Raw genomic sequence first — 15,698 nt, 5'->3', positions numbered from 1 at the left:
TCACGCCTGTTTCGGCCGTGCCCGTACGTGCATCCGCTCGCCCTGCGGCCCGAACAGGCTCAGGAACTCCACCGGCCCGTCCCCCGCCGAGCCGAACCAGTGCGGTACCCGTGTGTCGAACTCGGCGGCCTCGCCCGGCCCGAGCACCACGTCGTGCTCGCCCAGCACGACCCGCAGCCGCCCGGAGAGCACGTACATCCACTCGTAGCCCTCATGGGTACGCGGTTCGGGCTCCTCCGTGCCCTGCGGCACCAGCACCTTGAAGGCCTGAAGGCCACCGGGCTGCCGGGTGAGCGGCCAGTAGGTGCGGCCGTGTCGCACCAGGGGCTTGCTCCGCACCCGCGGGTCCCCCACCGCGGGCGCCCCGACCAGTTCGTCCAGCGGCACCTGGTGGGCCTGCGCGATCGGCAGCAGCAGCTCCAGGCTGGGCTTGCGCAGCCCGGACTCCAGCCGCGACAGCGTGCTCACCGAGATCCCGGTCGCCTCCGACAGCCCGGCGAGCGTGGCGCCCCGTTCCTTGCGGATGCGGCGCAGCCGGGGGCCGACCTCCGCGAGCACGTCATCAGTAGTCATGTGTCGTATTGCAGAATCGGCAAAGACGTTTGTCAATCCCGCGCCCTCGGAGTGACCGTGGCGGCATGACCGAGACATACGAAGTGATCGTGATCGGCGGCGGGGCGGCAGGTCTGTCCGCGGCACTCGTCCTGGGCCGGGCCCGGCGCCGCACCCTGGTCGTCGACGCCGGCGAGCCCCGCAACGCGCCCGCCGCCCACATGCAGGGCTACCTGTCCCGAGACGGAATGCCGCCGGGCGAGTTCCTGGCGATCGGGCGGGAGGAGATCGCGCGGTACGGCGTCGAACTCGTCCGGGACCGCGCGGTGGACGCCTCGAAGGGGCAGGGCTTCGCGGTGACCCTCGCGAGCGGCCGGCAGGTGCACGGCAGGGCCCTCGTGGTCGCCACCGGCCTCCGGGACGAGCTGCCGACGGTCCCCGGGGTCGCCGAGCGCTACGGCCGGGATGTGCTGCACTGCCCGTACTGCCACGGCTGGGAGGTCCGCGACCGGGCCTTCGGCGTGCTCGCCTCGACCCCGATGAGCGTGCACCAGGCGCTGATGGTGTCCCAGTGGTCGAGGGACGTGACGTTCTTCCTGCACACGGTCGCCGAGTCCGACCTGTCGGACGACGACCTGCGCAGGCTCGCGGCGGCGGGGGTGAAGGTGGTGCCCGGCGAGGTCGCGGAGCTGGTCGTCGAGGACGACCGGCTGACCGGCGTTCGCCTCACCGACGGCACGGTCCATGACCGCCAGGTGCTGTTCGTGGCACCCCGGGCCGTCCCGCAGACGGATCTGCTGGAGCGGCTCGGGGCCGAACTCCAGGAGACGCCGTTCGGCTCGTATCCCGTGGTCGACGGGACGGGCCTGACGAACGTGCCGGGAGTCTGGGCGGCGGGCAACGTCATGGGTTTCGCCGAGCAGGTCGTGAACGCGGCGGCCGGCGGCTACCGGGCGGGTGCGGTGATCAACGGCGAACTGCTGATGACCGACCTGGACGCAAGGTCCTGAAGGGGCGCGGGGCTGCATCAAGGTGCGGCTCCGCCGCGTGGGCGCGACAAGCCCCCGCCGGCCGCCGGACGAGACACAACCCGTCCGTCCAGGTGTAACCCGGCGCAGCGCGTTGCACCATGGCTGCATGCTGCTTGCCCGGCTGGCCCATGTGTCCCAGGAGGTCGCCGCCACCCCGGCGCGGTCCCGGAAGATCGCTCTGCTCGCCGAGCTCTTCCGGGACGCCGAGGCGGACGACGTGCCCATCGTGATCCCGTATCTGGCGGGACGGCTGCCGCAGGGGCGGCTCGGCGTCGGCTGGAAGGTGCTGAGCCACCCGGTCGCACCTTCCGCCGAGCCGTCACTGACCGTGCACGAGGTGGACGCCCTCCTCACCGACCTCGGCAAGGTCTCGGGCACCGGCTCGCAGGCCGAACGGGCCCGGCTGGTCGGGGAGTTGATGGGTGCGGCCACCGAGGAGGAGCAGCGGTTCCTGTTCGGGCTGCTCACCGGCGAGGTCCGGCAGGGCGCGCTGGACGCGGTGGCCGTGGAGGGACTGGCGCAGGCCACCGAGGCGCCCGCCGACGAGGTCCGGCGGGCCGTGATGCTCGCCGGCTCCCTCCAGACCGTCGCCCAGGCCCTGCTCGCCGACGGCCCGCCCGCCCTCGACCGCTTCCGCCTCACCGTCGGCCGCCCGGTCCTGCCGATGCTCGCGCACACCGCCCCCTCGATCACCGAGGCGGTGGAGAAGCTCGGCGCCTGTGCGGTCGAGGAGAAGCTGGACGGCATCCGCGTCCAGGTCCACCGCGACGGCGACACCGTACGGATCTACACCCGCACCCTCGACGACATCACCGACCGGCTGCCCGAAGTCACGGGCGCCGCGCTGCGGCTCAGGGGCGCGCGGTTCATCCTGGACGGCGAGGTCATCTCCTTCGGCGAGGACGGCCGGCCCCGCTCCTTCCAGGAGACGGCCGGGCGGGTCGGCTCGCGTGTGGACGTGGCCACGGCCGCCAAGTCGGTGCCCGTCTCCCCCGTCTTCTTCGACGCCCTGTCGGTGGACGACCGCGACCTGCTCGACCTGCCGTTCGACGAACGGCACGCGGAGCTGGCCCGGTTGGTGCCCGAGCCGATGCGGGTGCGGCGCGCGCTCGTGTCCGGACCGGACGACGCGGGCCAGGCCGAGGACTTCCTCGCCCAGACGCTGAAACGCGGCCACGAGGGCGTGGTGGCCAAGGGGCTGGACGCCGCCTACAGCGCGGGGCGGCGCGGCGCGTCCTGGCTGAAGGTCAAGCCGGTGCACACCCTCGACCTCGTCGTCCTGGCCGCCGAATGGGGCCACGGCCGCCGCACCGGCAAGCTCTCCAACCTCCACCTCGGCGCCCGCACGACCGACGGTGGCTTCGCCATGCTCGGCAAGACCTTCAAGGGCATGACCGACGCGATGCTGACCTGGCAGACCGAGCGGCTGCAGGAGCTGTCCGTCGACACCAACGGCCATGTGGTGACCGTACGCCCCGAACTCGTCGTCGAGATCGCCTACGACGGTCTGCAGCGGTCCACCCGCTACCCGGCCGGCGTCACCCTCCGCTTCGCCCGCGTGGTCCGCTACCGCGAGGACAAGCGCCCCGAGGAGGCGGACACCGTCGAGACCCTGCTCGCCGCCCACCCGGAGGTACGGCCGTGACCGCCAGGTGGAGCGCGGGACTGCTGTTGTACCGGCACACCGACCAGGGCCTGGAGGTGTTGCTCGGCCATATGGGCGGACCGTTCTTCGCCAGGCGGGACGCCGGGGCCTGGTCCGTGCCGAAGGGTGAGTACGAGCCCGACGAGGAGTCCGCCTGGGACGCGGCCCGGCGCGAGTTCCAGGAGGAGCTCGGGCTGCCACCGCCGGACGGAGAAGCGACGGAACTCGGCCGGATCCGGCAGACCAACGGCAAGACCGTCACGGCCTGGGCGATCGAGGCCGACCTCGACCCGGCGACCGTCGATCCCGGTACCTTCCGGATGGAGTGGCCGCCGAAGTCCGGACAGATCCAGGAGTTCCCGGAACTGGACCGGGTGGCCTGGTTCGGGATCGACCGCGCCAGGGACGTGATCGTGAAGGCCCAGGCCGCGTTTCTCGACCGGCTGGCGGAGCACTCGCCCTCAGGCAGGCCCTAGCAGACGCCCATGCGTTGCGGTCGCCCGTGGTGCGCGGGAAGGTCGTAACAAAGCCCGCTCCAGGAGGTCGGCCATGCCCATCGCGACGGTGAACCCGGCGAACGGTGAGACGCTCAAGACGTACGAGGCCATGGGCGAGGAGGAGCTGGAGCGCCGGCTCCAGCTCGCCGAGGCCACGTTCCGCACCTACCGCACGACGTCCTTCGCGGAGCGGGCGCGCCTCCTGAACCGGGCCGCCGGGCTGCTCGACGACATCCAGCAGGACATCGCCAAGGTCATGACCACCGAGATGGGCAAGCCGGTCAAGCAGGCCCGTGCGGAGGCCGCCAAGTGCGCCAGGGCCATGCGCTGGTACGCCGACCACGCCGGGGAACTCCTCGCCGACGAGGAGCCCTCCGACTCCGACGTCAAGGACTCCGGCGCGTCACGCGTGCGGGTGCGGTACCGCCCGCTCGGGCCCGTGCTCGCCGTGATGCCGTGGAACTTCCCGCTGTGGCAGGTCGTCCGCTTCGCGGCGCCGGCGCTGATGGCCGGCAACGTGGGGCTGCTCAAGCACGCGTCCAACGTGCCGCAGACGGCCCTGTTCCTGGAGGACCTGTTCCACCAGGCCGGCTACCCGGAGGGCTGTTTCCAGACGCTGCTCGTCGGCTCCGGCGCGGTCGACGACATCCTGCGTGACGACCGCGTCAAGGCGGCGACACTGACCGGCAGCGAGCCTGCGGGGCGGGCCGTGGCCGCCACCTCCGGCGAGATGATCAAGAAGACGGTGCTGGAGCTGGGCGGCAGCGACCCGTACGTCGTGATGCCGTCCGCCGACGTCGACCGGGCCGCCAGGATCGCGGTCACCGCACGCGTGCAGAACAACGGCCAGTCGTGCATCGCCGCGAAGCGGTTCATCGTGCACACGGATGTCTACGACGCCTTCGCCGAGCGGTTCGTGGCGGGCATGAAGGCGCTCAAGGTCGGCGACCCGATGGAGGAGGACACCGAGATCGGGCCGCTGGCCAGCGAGCAGGGGCGGGGCGATCTGGAGGAACTGGTCGAGGACGCGCGGCGGAGCGGGGCCGAGGTGCTGTGCGGCGGCCATCGGCTGCGGCGGCCCGAACTGCCCGGGTGGTACTACCCGCCGACCGTGCTCGCCGGGATCACGCGGGAGATGCGGATCCATCGCGAGGAGGCGTTCGGGCCGGTCGCCACGCTGTATCGGGCGGCCGATCTCGACGAGGCCGTGCTCATCGCCAACGACTCGCCGTTCGGGCTGAGTTCGAACGTGTGGACGCGGGACGAGGCGGAGGTGGACCGTTTCGTACGGGATCTGGAGGCCGGCGGAGTCTTCTTCAACGGCATGACCGCCTCCCATCCGGCGTTCCCGTTCGGCGGGGTCAAGCGGTCCGGGTACGGGCGTGAGCTGTCCGGGCACGGAATCCGGGAGTTCTGCAACATCACGACGGTTTGGCATGGGGCGTGAGTGTTGCGGGGCTAACATCCCGGTTGTGAACCGCGAAGTGACTCTGCCTCTGATCGTCGACGACCGCGGGACCTTGCAGGTGGCTGCCGCCGATGTCAGCAAGTTGTTGCGGACCGTGGGTGGGCGGTGGCTGCATCTTGTGGAGGCCGGGGAGGAGGGGCTGGACGAGGATACGGTGGCCGCGCTGACGATTGAGCTGGCGAAGCTTGCCGATCGGATTGATGTGGCGTGCATCGCGCACAGCAGTGGGGGTGGCTGAGCACCGACGGCGGGTGCGGGCCCTAGGTGAGCTGCGCGACCGTTGCCCAGAACATGGCCTCGTAGCTCTGCAGCAAGAGGCCGTATGTGTGTGCTCGTTCCTTGTCGAGGAACCCGGCGTCCAGACCCGCCTGAACCGCCGCCGTCGCCCTGCGGTCGAGTTCCGGGGCCGGTTCCGCGAAGAAGTCGAAGAAGGCGCAGGCCTCGGCCTTGAAGTCGTAGTGGGTGCGAAGTGCCTCGGCGATCGTTGCGCAATAGCCGCCCCACGCCGAGAAGTTGGCCGTGATGGCCAGGACCGCGTCCGTCGGGGAGGCGTTCAGGGCCAGCCAGGACACGTAGGACGGGTAGGCCTGGCAGCCCGGCAGGGGCTCGTAGGCCGTCGTCCGCATCGCGTCGACGCCGCAGGCCCTCGCGAACGGTTCGAGGCGTTCCTCCGCCGACGTCTCCCCCTCGGCCAGCATCTCGAAGTACGCCGCCGCCTCCGGCTCCTCCCTCGCTCGTTGCGCCAGATGCAGGAACGCCGTGCGGTCCGCGGGGATCACCCAGTGTTGTTCCAGGGCCAGGGTGGCGAGGGTGTCGCGGGGGGCCTCGCCGGAGGCGATCAGGGGGATCAGGGGGTTGGCCTGCGGGTCGGGGGCCAGCTGGGCGGTGGTCGTTCGCAGCAGGTCCGTGGCCGTGCGCTCCATCGCGTCCTCCGTCGGATGTGGGGCTCCTGTTCCGACCTTGGCACGGTGTCCCCGGGACGGAGTAGTCCGGCGCGGGTTCGTCGCCCTCACGGGTGATCGTGGACTGCACCGCTTCCCGAGGCGACAGCAGGCACGGAGACGGCGCCGACCTCACTCCCCGGCCCCGATGGCCTCGACCGGCCGGATGCGCAGCAGCACCCGGACCGGCACCATCGTGCCCGCGACGGCCAGGGCCGCCGTCACGCCCGCGATCGCCGCACAGCCCGGCGCGGTCACCGCGGGCCACGGCGCCCCGCCCAGCGCGAGGGCGACGAGGATCAGCGGGAACGCGGAGAGCAGCGTGCCGAGCCCCACCCCGGACAGGACGACGACGGCGCTCTCCCTGCGCATCATGCCGACCACCTGGCGGCGGGCGGTGCCGGACAGCCGTAGCAGCGCGAACTCCCGGCGGCGGGCCGCTGTGGTCATCGCGAGGGAGTTGACGACGGTGATCGCGGTGTAGGCGATGATCACGCCGACGACGAGGTAGTTGACCCAGGCGTTCGCGCGTTGTTCGGCCAACTGGTCGTCGGTGGCGAGGCCGTCGCGGAGCACGGTGCCGGGGTAGGCGGCGGCGACGTGGGACAGGGCCTGGGTGAGGCCCTGTGCGGAGGGGGTCGAGCGGACGAGGACCGAGGCGTCGGTCTTCTGGGTGGTGTGGGCGAGCAGGAGGTCGTGGTCCAGGGTGATGTCGGCGAAGCCGAGGCCGCGGGTGTAGACGGCGATCACCTTGCCGTGGAAGGGAGTTCCGTCGCCGAGGCGGAGGCCGGCGGTGTCGCCGACGCCGAGGCCGAGCCAGGAGGCCGCGGTGGTGCTGAGGGCGAGAGTGCCGGGCGACAGTTCCGTCAGGTCGCCGTCGCGGGCGTGCAGATCGAGGGTGGTTCCGAGTGCGGTGGGGTCCACGCCCTGGGCCCCGAGCGAGACGGCATCCTGGGCGCCCATCATTTCGCCCACGGCGACGACCTTGGACTTGACCAGTCCGGTGGCCGACTCGACCTGCTTCAACTCCCGTACCTTCACGGCCAGATCGGGCGAGACCCCGTTCGGTGCGGTGAGCACGTGGTCGGCGACGAGACCCGAGCGCACCTGGTCGGTCGACTCGCGCAGGGCGGTGGTCTGGGTGAAGACGACGGTCGACGCGAAGGAGACGGCGAGGACGAGCGGCGTGATCGCCCCGGCCAGACGGCCCGCGTTGGCCCGGGTGTTGGCCGCGGCGAGGTGGCCGGTGACGCCGGTGCGGGCGAGTGGCGGGGCGAGGAGGCGTACGGCTGTGCGGGCGAGCAGTGGGCCGAGGACGGCGGTGGCGATCACCAGGAGGAGGACCATGGAGTTGGCGAGGCCGACGAGGGTGAGGAAGTCGGCGTGCTGTACGAGGCCGGTGACGAAGGCTCCGGCCGCGATCACCAGCAGCACCAGGCCGGTGATCCTGCGCCCACGGCTCAGGCCGGAGGGCTCGACGGCGGCCTCACCGAGGGCCTCCGTCGGCCGGATGCGGGTCGCCCGCAGGGCGGAGACGAGAGCGGCGACCAGTGCGGTCAGGGTGGTCACCAGGACCGCCCCGAGGAACGGCAGCGGGCTGAGCGCCAGGGCGAAGTCGGGCGGCACGATGCCGTGTCCGGCGAACCGGTCGCGCAGCCAGTACACCAGGACCAGTCCGAGCGGGCACCCCAGCACCCCGGCGGCCGGCCCGGTGGCGGCCGCCTCCGCCGCCAGCATGCGTCGCAGCTGGCCCGGCGTGGTGCCGATCGCCCGCAGCAGGGCGATCTCCCGGCGCCGGTGCCGGACGGACAGGGATGTGGTGGCGTAGAGGACGAAGACGGCGATGAGCAGGACGTTTCCGCCGACCGCGGCGGCCAGCACCACGAGGTTGGACCCGCTGACGACGACGTCGAGGAACTCGGCCCGGCCGCGTCCGTCGCCGGTGTGTACGGCGAGACGGTCGTCGCCGAGGGAGGCACGGATCGCGTCGGCCAGCTGTCCGGGCGAGGTGCCCGGCGTGGCCAGGACTCCGAACGCGTAGATGGAGGGCGCGAGGTGGCGCAGGCCCGCGTCGGAGAGGAAGAGCACCGACCGGCGGGGGGCCCGGCCGTCCTTCAGGGCGACGAGGCCCGTGACGGTGTAGGTGCGGGGCGCGGACGTGCTCATCAGGCGGATCTCGTCGCCGGGGCCGGTGCCCGCGCGTGCGGCGAGTTCGGTGTCGAGGACGATCTCGTGGGCCGTGCGGGGCGCGTGGCCCTTGGTCAGCCGGAAGTCGCCGAGGGGCAGGGTCGACCAGCTGTGGGCCTCGGGCGCGGTGCCGTCGTGCCCCGGTACGGGGCGGCCGTCGGTGGTCGCCGGGCGTACCGTCGCACCGTCGTCCTCGATCACCGTGCGGACACCGTCGGCCCGCCGGATGCGGTCGGCCGGAGACGCCGTGAGCGGGACGCGTTCGGGCAGCGGCTGGGACTCCTTCATGGTCGAGCCGTCCAGGTCCTTCAGGGTGAGCGTGGCCTCCTGGCGGCCGGTGACCACCGCGTCCGCCGCCGCGTACCGTTCGGCCGGGGAGCCCGCGCGGATGCCGGACTCCAGGAGGATGCCGCAGGCACTGAGCACGGCGGCGCCGAGCAGCAGGGCCACGAAGGTGCCGGCGAAGCCTCCCTTGCGGGCCTTGAGGGTCTGCAGTGCGAGGGTGAGGATCACACCGCCCTCCGCAGGCCGGACATGACCTCGGCGACCCGGTCCGCGCTGGGGCCGACCATGCCGTCGACGATGCGGCCGCCGCTGAGGAAGAGCACCTGGTCGGTGTGGGCGGCGGCGACCGGGTCGTGGGTGACCATCACGACCGTCTGGTGGAGATCGGTGACGGCCTGCCGCAGCAGGACCAGGATGTCGCGGGCGGTCTCCGGGTCGAGGGCGCCGGTGGGCTCGTCGGCGAAGATGACCTCGGGGCGGGTGACCAGGGCGCGGGCGATCGCCACGCGCTGCTGCTGGCCGCCGGAGAGCTGGGCGGGGCGGCGGGCGAGTCGGTCGCCCAGGTCCACGGCGGCGACGATGTGCCGCAGCCAGGCCTCCTCGGGCTGTCGGCCGGCCAGGCGCAGCGGCAGGGCGATGTTCTGCTCGACGGTCAGCGACGGGAGCAGGTTGAAGGCCTGGAAGACGAAGCCGATCCGGGTCCGCCGCAGTTCCGTGAGGCGCCGTTCGCGCAGTACCGAGAGGTCCTGGTCGCCGAGGCGCACCTCGCCCGCCGTGGGCCGGTCGAGTCCGGCCGCGCAGTGCAGGAAGGTGCTCTTGCCGGAGCCCGAGGGGCCCATCACCGCCGTGAAGGTGCCGGACTCGATGCCCGCACCGACCTTGTCGAGGGCGAGGACGGCGTCCGGTCCCTCCCCGTACCGCTTTGTCACGTCCGTGAGTTGGACCGCGTACCGGCTTGCGTGCACCGTGACTCCCTGAGCGACCGTCCTTCAGTGGTGCCTCAAGTCCATCGGTGTCATGGGGACTTGGCCTCTGCCACACAGTCGAGGCGTCGGCTCCGCCGGTCGGGCGAGGGGGTCCGACGTCTCCTCCTTGCGGAGGAGCCTTCACGGGGGAGATCGGCGGTGGACTTTCAACCCAGGGTGAGATCACGGGCGTTGGCGATGCGGCTAACGTGACGGCATGGACCGGATGGAGTCGTTCGCGGGGCGCCACATTCCGCGTGCCGTCACCGACACGGCCCTCGCCCTGCTGCTCACCGCCGGGTGTGTGGCCCTGCCGCTGGCGATGCCGCCGAACGGCCCCGCGCTGCGCACGCCGAACGCGCTGTGGGTCGTACTCGTCCTGCTGATCACGCTTCCGGTCGCCCTGCACCGCCTGGCTCCGCTGCCCGCCCTGCTGGTGGTGACGTCGGCCGCGGGCGTGATCCAGGGCCTGCGCTATGTGCCGGAGCTGTCCGGGCCGGACGGCACGTCCATCGGGCCGACGTACCTGAGCGTCGCCGCGGCCGTCTTCCTGACCGCCAACCGCAGTACGCCCAGGGTCTCGGGCCTGGTCGCGGCGGTGATCGTCCCGGCCGCGGCCGTCACCGAGGCGGTCCTGGCCCCGGACGGGTACCGCATCGCCACCCTGCTCACCGAGTCGGTGATCCTGGTCGCCGCGTGGGCGCTGGGGCGGCTCGCCCGGGCCCGTGCGGCGATCCGGGACCAGGCGTTGGAGCGGGCCGCCGCGCTGGAGCGGGAGCAGGCCGCCGACGCGCGGGCGGCGGTCATGGAGGAACGGGCGCGGATCGCCCGCGAGTTGCACGACATCGTCGCGCACAACGTCAGCCTGATGGTCGTGCAGACCATCGCCGCCGACCGGGTCCAGGACCGGGACGCGGACAAGGCCCATGAACTGCACGGCGCCATCGAGGAGACCGGGCGGGCCACCGTCACCGAGCTGCGCCGTCTGCTCGACGTGCTGCGTACCGACGAGGATGCCGAGGGCGACCCGAGCAAGGAGCCGCCGCAGCCGAGAGTCGACGCCCTGCCCGCGCTGGTGGAGTCGGTGCGCTCGGCCGGGCTCCAGGTCGACTTCAGCACCAGCGGCACGCCCGCCGACCTGCCGGCGGGGTCACACCTGACCGTGTACCGGGTCGTGCAGGAGGCCCTCACCAACACCCTCAAGCACGCGGGCCGCACCCGGACCGCGCTCACCGTCGCCTGGGAGCCGGAGCGCGAGCGGCTGAGCGTACGGCTGTGCGACGACGGTCCGCCGGCCGACGGCGAGCCGGTACGGCCGCCGGTCGCGACGCATGGCACCGGGCACGGCCTGGTCGGCATGCGTGAGCGGGTCGGCGCGGTGGGCGGTTCGCTGCACACCGGCGCCCGGCCCGGCGGCGGCTACTGCGTGCACGCCGTCATCCCGCTCCCGGCATCCGAACCCCAGCACGAAGGGCACACCCCGTATGCAGGTCATCCGCGTCCTGCTGGTCGATGACCAGCCCATGATCCGGACGGGCTTCCGGCTCATCCTCGAAGCAGAGCCGGACATCACCGTCGTGGGCGAGGCGGCGGACGGCACGGAGGCCGTCGAGCGCGTCGAGGCCCTGTGCCCCGACGTCGTCCTGATGGACATCCGGATGCCGCGCATGGACGGCGTCGAGGCCACGCGGCGCATCGTGCGCTCGGGATCGCCCAGCAGGATCGTCATCCTGACGACCTTCGACCTGGACGCCCATGTGGTGGACGCGCTGCGCGCCGGGGCCAGCGGGTTCCTGGTGAAGGACGGGCCCGCGGACTCCCTGATGGGTGCGATCCGTACGGTCGCCGACGGGGACGCGGTGCTGTCGCCGCGTATCACCCACCGGCTGCTCGACCGCTTCGCCCACCTGGGCGCGCCGGCGGAAGCGCCTGTGCCGGCGCAGCTGGACGCCCTCACGGGCCGCGAACTCGACGTGCTGCGAGCGCTCACCCGCGGCCTGTCGAACGCCGAGATAGCCCTCGAACTCGGCGTGGGCGAGGCGACGGTGAAGACGCACGTCGCCCACATCCTGGAGAAGTACGACCTCCGCGACCGGGTCCAGGCCGTCATCCTGGCGTACGACAGCGGGCTGGTCGTCCCGCGCGGAGGCCGGTGAGCTAGCGGATCGGCATCCCCGACAGTGTGCGGGCGATCACCAGGCGCTGGATCTCGCTCGTGCCCTCGAAGATGGTGTAGATCGCCGCGTCGCGGTGCATGCGCTCCACCGGGTACTCCCGGGTGTAGCCGTTGCCGCCCAGTATCTGGACCGCCTGCGCGGTGACCTGCTTCGCGGTCTCGCTCGCGAACAGTTTGGACATGGAGCCCTCGGCGGCCGTGAACCGCTTGCCGTTGATCGCCATCCAGGAAGCGCGCCAGACCAGCAGCCGGGCCGCGTCGATGGACGTCCGCATGTCCGCGAGCTGGAAGGCGACGCCCTGGTTGTCGATGATCGGGCGGCCGAACTGCTCACGCGTCTTGGCGTAGTCGAGGGCGACCTCGTACGCGGCCCGGGCGGTGCCGACCGCCATCGCGCCGACGGCCGGGCGGGACGCCTCGAACGTGGCCATCGCGGCGTTCTTCACGCGCTCGCCGTTGCCGGCCTTGGCCCGCTCGCGGGCCCGGGCGAGGCGCTCGTCGAGCTTCTCCTTGCCGCCGAGGAGGCAGGAGCCGGGGACGCGCACGTTCTCCAGGACGACCTCGGCGGTGTGCGAGGCGCGGATGCCGTGCTTCTTGAACTTCTGGCCCTGGGACAGGCCGGGGGTGTTCGGCGGGATGATGAAGGAGGCGTGGCCCTTGGAGCCGATCTCCGGGTCGACGACGGCGACGACGACATGGACGTTGGCGATGCCGCCGTTGGTCGCCCAGGTCTTCGTGCCGTTGATCACCCACTCGTCCTTGGCCTCGTCGTACACGGCACGCGTGCGCATGGAGGCCACGTCGGAGCCGGCGTCGGGTTCGGAGGAGCAGAACGCGGCGACCTTTACATCGTTGGCGTCGCCGTACATCTGCGGGATCCAGGTGCCGATCTGTTCCTCGGTTCCGTTGGCAAGAACGCCCACGGCGGCCAGACCCGTGCCTACGATCGACAGGGCGATGCCCGCGTCGCCCCAGAACAGCTCCTCCATGGCCATCGGGATACCGAGTCCGGTGGGGTCGAAATACTGCTGGGCGTAGAAGTCGAGGGAGTAGATGCCAACCTTCGCGGCCTCCTGGATGACCGGCCAGGGAGTCTCCTCACGCTCGTCCCATTCGGCGGCCGCGGGGCGGATGACGTCGGCGGCGAAGCCGTGCAACCAGTCGCGGACCTCCTTCTGTTCGTCGTTGAGCTCCATGGTGAACTCGGCCATGTCCCCTCCAGCGGCAGCGTGCAAAAGTGTTACTAGCGGTAACCCTAGTTTGTTACCGGCCGGTAGGAAAAGTCAACTCCTGATGCTGCCCGGCAGCCTGTTCGATGCTCCGGGCAGGTCGGGTGTTAGTTTGCGCAGGCGTTACCGATTCAGCACGGGTGGGGAGAGTTCATGGACACCACACAGCGGACCGAGCAGCAGCGGTCCGCCGACCGACGTCGGCGCGAGCTGCTGGAGGCCGCGGACCGGGTGGTGCTACGGGATGGCCCACAGGCCTCGATGAACGCCATCGCGGCGGAGGCGGGCATCACCAAGCCGATCCTGTACCGGCACTTCGGTGACAAGAGCGGACTCTACGCCGCGTTGGCCAAGCGGCACACGGACGCGTTGCTGAACTCGCTGCGGGCTGCGCTGGACGCTCCCGCGGACAGACGCGACCGGGTCGAGGCGACGCTGGACACGTACCTCGCGGCGATCGAGGCGCGGCCTCAGGTGTACCGGTTTCTGATGCATCCGGCAGAGGGCGGTACAGCGGCTGAGCAGGGCTTCGATGTGGGCAAGCACTCGGCACCGCTGCTTCGGCGGATGGGCGAGGAGCTGGCCCAGGTCATCGGGGACCGCTTGGACCTCGGTCCGGAGAGCCAGCAGCTGGCCAGGGTCTGGGGTCACGGAATCGTCGGGATGATGCACGCGGCGGGCGACTGGTGGCTCGGCGAACGGCCCTGCTCGCGTGCGGAGTTGGTGCGCAGCCTGGCCGACCTGTTGTGGGGACGGCTGGCCGCGGCGGGCGACAAGATAGGCGGACCGGGCTTCTAACCCCGACGGCTCCAGGAAGCCTTGCTCGCCTGGCGGAGCACCTTCCGCTTTCGCCACCCCGTGAGGTGCTCCACATAGACACGGCCCTCCAGGTGGTCGCACTCGTGCTGCAGGCACCTGGCGAAGAACCCCGTCCCGTGCACGGTGACCGGCGCTCCGGTCACCGTGCAACCCTCCACCACCGCATGGTCGTAGCGTTCCGTCCCCGCCTCCAGGCCCGGCAGTGACAGGCAGCCTTCCGGGCCCCGGAGCACCACACCGTCGGCCTCCACCAGGCGGGGGTTCACCACATGGCCCAGGTGACGAACATCGTCGTCGTCCGGGCAGTCGTAGACGAACACCCGCAACGACTCCCCCACCTGGTTCGCGGCGAGGCCCACGCCCTGGGCCGCGTACATCGTCGCGAACAAGTCGTCCACCAGCGTCGCCAGTTCGGGGCCGAAGTCGGTGACCTCCGTACACGGGGCGTGCAGGGTCGGGTTCCCGAGCAGGGTGAGGGGCCGGACACGCCCGTGGGCGCCCGGGATGGAGCCGTTTCGCATGGCCGCAAGCGTACGGTCGCGCAGGTCTTGGCAGTGCCGTGGTTCGGGAGTGTGAGTGGATCTCGATAGGCTGAGGTTCACACCACGTTGCCGTCAGGCTGAGGCGCGGCGCGTACGCAAGGAGGATCGAGAACTGATGTCAGGCAACTCGGACCCGCTCACGCCGCGGGCCAAGCTGGCCGTGACCGCGGGCAAGGCGGTCGCAGCGGCATCGCGAGCCGCGGGGCGCGGCAGCGGTTCGGTGATCGGCGGCCGGGTGGCGCTCAAGCTCGACCCCGACCTCCTCGCACGGCTCGCCCAGAACCTGGATGTGACCCTGGTCTCGGCGACCAACGGCAAGACCACCACGACCCGGCTCATCGCCGAGGCGCTGCGCGCCGCCGGGCCCGTGGTCTCCAACGCCCTCGGCGCCAACATGCCGGCCGGCATCACCTCGGCGCTCGCCGGCAGCTCCGACGCGCGGTACGGCGTCATCGAGGTCGACGAGAAGTACCTCGCGGGCGTGGCCCGGGACACCGACCCGAAGTGCATCGCCCTGCTCAACCTCTCCCGCGACCAGCTCGACCGCGCCGCCGAGACCCGCATGCTCGCGGAGAACTGGCGCGAGGGGCTGGCCGGTTCGAAGGCCGTCATCGTCGCCAACGCCGACGACCCGCTGGTGGTCTGGGCCGCTTCCTCGTCCCCGAACGTCATCTGGGTCGCCGCCGGCCAGATGTGGAAGGACGACGCCTGGTCCTGCCCGTCCTGCGGTGGCGTGATGCAGCGGCCCGGTGACGACTGGTTCTGCGGCGAGTGCGGGTTCCGGCGGCCGACGCCGAGCTGGGCGCTCTCCGGTGACCATGTGCTCGACCCGCACGGCTCCGCCTGGCCCATCCATCTCCAGCTGCCCGGCCGTGCGAACAAGGCGAACGCAGCCTCGTCCGCCGCCGTCGCCGCCGTGTTCGGTGTGCCGCCGCAGGTCGCCCTGGAGCGCATGTGGCAGGTGCAGGCCGTCGCCGGGCGGTACGACGTCGTCCAGTTCCAGCAGCGCGACCTGCGACTGCTGCTCGCGAAGAACCCGGCGGGCTGGCTCGAAACGTTCAGCCTGATCGATCCTCCGCCCACTCCGGTGATCCTCTCCGTGAACGCGCGCGGCGCCGACGGCACCGACACCTCCTGGCTCTGGGACGTCGACTACACCCGCCTGTCGGGCCACCCGATCTGTGTGATCGGCGACCGCAAGCTGGACCTCGCGGTGCGGCTGGAGGTCGCCAACCAGAACTTCCAGGTGTGCGAGAACCTCGACCAGGCGGTGCAGATGAGCCCGCCCGGCCGGATCGAGGTCATCGCCAACTACACCGCCTTCCAGGACCTGCGCCGCCGCGTCGGCAACTGACAACTCA

At 71.6% G+C, this 15,698-nt stretch carries 15 protein-coding genes; 9 read left to right on the top strand and 6 right to left on the bottom strand.

Going from position 1 to position 15,698, the window contains the following annotated elements:
- Complete coding sequence (locus ACWC09_RS05270; RefSeq protein WP_450848667.1) at positions 1-573, bottom strand: helix-turn-helix domain-containing protein; 573 nt, start codon at positions 571-573, stop codon at positions 1-3.
- 65 nt (positions 574-638) lie between these two features.
- Between ACWC09_RS05270 and ACWC09_RS05265 the strand changes: the two genes are divergently transcribed.
- From ACWC09_RS05265 to ACWC09_RS05245, 5 genes are all read left to right on the top strand, one after another.
- A complete protein-coding gene (locus tag ACWC09_RS05265) occupies positions 639-1,562 on the top strand; it encodes an NAD(P)/FAD-dependent oxidoreductase (protein WP_450848665.1) in 924 nt (307 codons plus the stop codon).
- A gap of 127 nt (positions 1,563-1,689) precedes the next feature.
- A complete protein-coding gene (locus ACWC09_RS05260; RefSeq protein WP_450848663.1) occupies positions 1,690-3,228 on the top strand; it encodes an ATP-dependent DNA ligase in 1,539 nt (512 codons plus the stop codon).
- Positions 3,225-3,704, top strand: coding sequence for an NUDIX domain-containing protein (locus ACWC09_RS05255; protein ID WP_450848661.1), 480 nt, complete (start codon positions 3,225-3,227; stop codon positions 3,702-3,704). Before ACWC09_RS05260 ends, ACWC09_RS05255 begins: the two co-directional genes overlap by 4 nt.
- A 73-nt stretch (positions 3,705-3,777) precedes the next feature.
- Positions 3,778-5,172: an NADP-dependent succinic semialdehyde dehydrogenase gene (locus ACWC09_RS05250; protein WP_450848659.1), complete on the top strand. Its 1,395-nt coding sequence runs from the start codon at positions 3,778-3,780 to the stop codon at positions 5,170-5,172.
- Positions 5,173-5,197: 25 nt separating this feature from the next.
- Positions 5,198-5,431, top strand: coding sequence for a DUF6213 family protein (locus ACWC09_RS05245; RefSeq protein ID WP_450848657.1), 234 nt, complete (start codon positions 5,198-5,200; stop codon positions 5,429-5,431).
- Between the two features lie 22 nt (positions 5,432-5,453).
- Here the strand turns inward: ACWC09_RS05245 and ACWC09_RS05240 are convergent, their stop codons facing one another.
- From ACWC09_RS05240 to ACWC09_RS05230, 3 genes are all read right to left on the bottom strand, one after another.
- Positions 5,454-6,116 (bottom strand): thiaminase II/PqqC family protein, encoded by a 663-nt coding sequence (locus tag ACWC09_RS05240; protein ID WP_450848655.1) that lies wholly within the window; start codon positions 6,114-6,116, stop codon positions 5,454-5,456.
- Between the two features lie 150 nt (positions 6,117-6,266).
- Complete coding sequence (locus ACWC09_RS05235) at positions 6,267-8,834, bottom strand: FtsX-like permease family protein (RefSeq protein ID WP_450848653.1); 2,568 nt, start codon at positions 8,832-8,834, stop codon at positions 6,267-6,269.
- Positions 8,831-9,571, bottom strand: a complete 741-nt coding sequence (locus ACWC09_RS05230) for an ABC transporter ATP-binding protein (RefSeq protein WP_450848652.1) — start codon at positions 9,569-9,571, stop codon at positions 8,831-8,833. The genes ACWC09_RS05235 and ACWC09_RS05230 overlap by 4 nt, the downstream gene beginning before the upstream one ends.
- A 217-nt stretch (positions 9,572-9,788) precedes the next feature.
- On the opposite strand from ACWC09_RS05230, the gene ACWC09_RS05225 reads away from it, so the two are divergent.
- Positions 9,789-11,087, top strand: a complete 1,299-nt coding sequence (locus ACWC09_RS05225) for a sensor histidine kinase (RefSeq protein ID WP_450848650.1) — start codon at positions 9,789-9,791, stop codon at positions 11,085-11,087.
- Positions 11,056-11,727: a response regulator gene (locus tag ACWC09_RS05220; RefSeq protein ID WP_450848648.1), complete on the top strand. Its 672-nt coding sequence runs from the start codon at positions 11,056-11,058 to the stop codon at positions 11,725-11,727. Before ACWC09_RS05225 ends, ACWC09_RS05220 begins: the two co-directional genes overlap by 32 nt.
- A gap of 1 nt (position 11,728) precedes the next feature.
- On the opposite strand, the gene ACWC09_RS05215 is transcribed toward ACWC09_RS05220, so the two are convergent.
- Entirely contained in the window at positions 11,729-12,958 is a 1,230-nt protein-coding gene (locus ACWC09_RS05215; protein WP_450848646.1) for an acyl-CoA dehydrogenase family protein, read from the bottom strand.
- A 171-nt stretch (positions 12,959-13,129) separates the two neighbouring features.
- Here ACWC09_RS05215 and ACWC09_RS05210 point away from each other — a divergent pair, with 171 nt between their 5' ends.
- On the top strand, positions 13,130-13,774 hold the full coding sequence (locus ACWC09_RS05210; RefSeq protein ID WP_450848644.1) for a TetR family transcriptional regulator: 645 nt from the start codon (positions 13,130-13,132) through the stop codon (positions 13,772-13,774).
- Here ACWC09_RS05210 and def read toward each other — a convergent pair.
- Entirely contained in the window at positions 13,771-14,316 is a 546-nt protein-coding gene (gene def, locus ACWC09_RS05205) for a peptide deformylase (RefSeq protein ID WP_450848642.1), read from the bottom strand. The two genes, ACWC09_RS05210 and def, sit on opposite strands and share 4 nt — an antisense overlap.
- Positions 14,317-14,452: 136 nt before the next feature.
- Here def and ACWC09_RS05200 point away from each other — a divergent pair, with 136 nt between their 5' ends.
- Positions 14,453-15,691 (top strand): MurT ligase domain-containing protein, encoded by a 1,239-nt coding sequence (locus ACWC09_RS05200; protein WP_450848640.1) that lies wholly within the window; start codon positions 14,453-14,455, stop codon positions 15,689-15,691.
- Positions 15,692-15,698 lie beyond the last annotated feature (7 nt).

The sequence above is a fragment of the Streptomyces sp. NPDC001617 genome (assembly GCF_053596855.1).
The sequence above is the reverse complement of the archived record's forward strand: the minus strand, read 5'-3'. Positions and strand labels throughout refer to the sequence as shown.

What these genes read in the sequence shown, in the direction of transcription:
- ACWC09_RS05240 (WP_450848655.1), bottom strand. Translation starts at nt 6,116, where the DNA reads ATGGAGCGCACGGCCACGGACCTGCTGCGAACGACCACCGCCCAGCTG.
- ACWC09_RS05215 (WP_450848646.1), bottom strand. Translation starts at nt 12,958, where the DNA reads ATGGCCGAGTTCACCATGGAGCTCAACGACGAACAGAAGGAGGTCCGC.
- ACWC09_RS05265 (WP_450848665.1), top strand. Translation starts at nt 639, where the DNA reads ATGACCGAGACATACGAAGTGATCGTGATCGGCGGCGGGGCGGCAGGT.
- ACWC09_RS05210 (WP_450848644.1), top strand. Translation starts at nt 13,130, where the DNA reads ATGGACACCACACAGCGGACCGAGCAGCAGCGGTCCGCCGACCGACGT.
- ACWC09_RS05225 (WP_450848650.1), top strand. Translation starts at nt 9,789, where the DNA reads ATGGACCGGATGGAGTCGTTCGCGGGGCGCCACATTCCGCGTGCCGTC.
- ACWC09_RS05220 (WP_450848648.1), top strand. Translation starts at nt 11,056, where the DNA reads ATGCAGGTCATCCGCGTCCTGCTGGTCGATGACCAGCCCATGATCCGG.
- ACWC09_RS05200 (WP_450848640.1), top strand. Translation starts at nt 14,453, where the DNA reads ATGTCAGGCAACTCGGACCCGCTCACGCCGCGGGCCAAGCTGGCCGTG.
- def (WP_450848642.1), bottom strand. Translation starts at nt 14,316, where the DNA reads ATGCGAAACGGCTCCATCCCGGGCGCCCACGGGCGTGTCCGGCCCCTC.
- ACWC09_RS05250 (WP_450848659.1), top strand. Translation starts at nt 3,778, where the DNA reads ATGCCCATCGCGACGGTGAACCCGGCGAACGGTGAGACGCTCAAGACG.
- ACWC09_RS05270 (WP_450848667.1), bottom strand. Translation starts at nt 573, where the DNA reads ATGACTACTGATGACGTGCTCGCGGAGGTCGGCCCCCGGCTGCGCCGC.
- ACWC09_RS05260 (WP_450848663.1), top strand. Translation starts at nt 1,690, where the DNA reads ATGCTGCTTGCCCGGCTGGCCCATGTGTCCCAGGAGGTCGCCGCCACC.